Source organism: Pseudomonas sp. BN607 (assembly GCF_029871175.1).
Classification (GTDB): Bacteria; Pseudomonadota; Gammaproteobacteria; order Pseudomonadales; family Pseudomonadaceae; genus Aquipseudomonas.
In genome coordinates this window covers 1-2,453 of the sequence record NZ_SSOE01000020.1, presented here as the reverse complement: position 1 = coordinate 2,453, position 2,453 = coordinate 1, and the positions used below count along the sequence as shown (strand labels likewise).

The 2,453-nt window shown below is 47.5% G+C and carries 3 protein-coding genes and 1 pseudogene; 1 reads left to right on the top strand and 3 read right to left on the bottom strand.

What is annotated here, in order from left to right:
- The coding region (locus tag E8E68_RS02740) for a hypothetical protein (protein ID WP_280339571.1) at nt 1-186 on the top strand (186 nt) is incomplete at its 5' end.
- Between the two features lie 362 nt (nt 187-548).
- Here E8E68_RS02740 and E8E68_RS02735 read toward each other — a convergent pair.
- From E8E68_RS02735 to E8E68_RS02725, 3 genes and pseudogenes are all read right to left on the bottom strand, one after another.
- The gene (locus E8E68_RS02735; RefSeq protein WP_266032214.1) at nt 549-734 is read right to left on the bottom strand and encodes a hypothetical protein; all 186 of its coding nucleotides are present in this window, start codon (nt 732-734) and stop codon (nt 549-551) included.
- Nucleotides 735-1,396: 662 nt separating this feature from the next.
- Nucleotides 1,397-1,813, bottom strand: a complete 417-nt coding sequence (locus E8E68_RS02730; RefSeq protein ID WP_266032213.1) for a hypothetical protein — start codon at nt 1,811-1,813, stop codon at nt 1,397-1,399.
- A gap of 363 nt (nt 1,814-2,176) precedes the next feature.
- Nucleotides 2,177-2,453, bottom strand: a pseudogene (locus E8E68_RS02725) (RHS repeat-associated core domain-containing protein); the annotation flags it as partial.

The window sequence follows — 2,453 nt, the reverse complement described above, 5'->3', positions numbered from 1 at the left end:
GAAGTCGGTTTCGTTTTCTTCCAGCAGCAGCTTGCGCCCGCTCACCGCATCGACCGGGTTGCCAAACAACGCCTCCAAATTCAAAGGGGAAAGCTGGGCTCTCGCAGCCCCAGACAAAACCTACATAATAAGATCATTCAAGATAACCCTGAACTCAATATAATAGTCAGACAGAATCTCCGATGACAATCCAGCTTCATAATTTTGTATCTCAAAGCTATCATCCTCCATAAAATTACATGATACCAAGAACAATGCATGCTGAAATGTAGACAGCACCCCTCTTAACACCTCCGGATAAATCTCTGACTTTCCATTAGCCTTATAAAGCCTCGCTAGATCTCTGCACTCACGAAGCAATCGATCCAGCCTTTCCCGGCAAAAGAAATGATTAGTATCAAGCTCATATATGAAAGATCCCTCACTTCTTGTCAAGGCCTCCAATAAAACAAACTCCTCCGTTTCGCGCAAACTATCCACAGTACCGCCCCTTCTTCGCATTATCAATTTTATTCCCGCTCAACCCATAGACGGCTTTGTGAGAGCGATTAGGTACGCTTCAGGTATGTGGTGCGGCCTTCGCCATTGGTATGGCTGGTGACCTGGCCGAGGGCATTGTAGCCATAGACATCGCAGCTGCCATCGGGCTGTTCGGTGCGCAGAATCTCACCGCCGGGCTGGCGAATCAGGCGCAGGGTCTGCTCCAGGGCATCGGTGATGCCGACCAGGTGCATTCAGTCTATCGCGCCTCACTTAGCCATAGCGACTCTGTCGCAACTTTAAAAAATAAAGAAGATTCAAAATTTACTCCATTTTTTATGGAATATGCCAACAAATTTCCATACGTAAGCCTATCCGCAATCTTCCTTTTTTAATAACTGCACTCTTCCTCAAACCACAAGAGCCTTCCGCTCTCATAAAAGATCCATTTATCCTCCCTCGACACTCTAACTAAGCGAACCACATCCCCTGAGTCGATAAGACTCATCTCCATCAAAGGGTACTCACCGCCCAGCAGACTGAACAATAAATAACTTGACTTACCACTAATCGACAAACTATAGAGCAAAGAACCCCAGCCATCCGATGAGTCCGTCAAAAAAATTAGCTTATGCTCATTTACGCTAGATTAATAGAAGACGCCTTCGCAAGGCAATGCTCCGCCCCGCTGGATGGATAACTCGACTTCCTTAACGGCCTTTCGCTTAATCACTGGATCTCTCGTCCAGTTTAAACCTCTCTGAACGGCACTTTCTATCTCACCAAAGTCACTATCCGTTATGGCAAAAACTAACGACTTATTATTAAATTGTTGAGTGGCCACTTATTATCCTCCCCGGATCATCAATCATCCAGAATCTCATAGCCATTCTCTGGGCGCAGCTGCGTTCATAAATTAAGCTTTCGCGCCCCTGTAAAAATATATCGGCCTCATTGATCCCCTCTCCCCGTTTTCGCAAAGACAGAAAACAAAATTTTCATCAACAAAGTACATGGCCGGAAACACTCCGTCCTCTCTATCAACAAGAAAATCAAGGAACCTGCCTAAGCTCGAACAAAAAACTTTGAAGCCATTACCCCTGCCTTCCACGAAAATATAACCACGCGTATCTTTATCTATATCCAGCTCAGACATGACTAGCACCCCCTGAGGAGATGCATATTGAGCCCATAAAGGTCCATGGGTATTTATATCGCCTTTTACGTAAGGCCTCCTGAAAGCAGCAAAAATAATGTTCCTGACCCTCACAGTCTCGTCATGCAAAACCACAGGGCCAAAGCACTTCACAAATTCCGGAATTAGATTATTCAAAAATTAACTCCAAACATCGAAAAATACATGCCCATCAGCCCCCTGCTTCGTCCGCCAGTTATACCACTTGATATGCTGAAGATCATTATTGAAGGGCGCTGTTGACTCTGGAGGTCGATGATATTCGTAACCATAATTACCAGTTCTAGATTGCGGTTTATTCCTCGGGAAGCCGGAGCCAAAGGCTTCTTCTATTAGCCTTTTTGCATCTCGCTGGTTTGGAACTCGTATATTATGAACATTTCCACCAACGCTATTGGTGGCGTGCCCTGTCGCCGCCCTTAATTTTTCAACTGCCGCACTCCACATCTTAGTTCCAGGACGGGTTACAGGCAATGAAGATGCCTTAGTTGGGGCACAGGTTAATCCAAGCGGATCGATCCAACCCAAAGGGTTTGGCGCATACTGGTATAGATTGAGCCCCCCCACCAACCCAATCGGATCCTGCGTCGTAAACCGCCCCACCCCCGGATCGTAATACCGAAACGTATTGTAGTGCAGCCCGTTTCCCGGTCGTGGTACTGCCCCTGAAACCGCAGGTTCTGCTCCACCCCGTTCGGCGACAGCGCCTCCAGCCCGCCCCACGCCTTGTAGTACGCCCGCCACACCACCTGCCCTTCGGCATCGGTCAGCTCTTGCG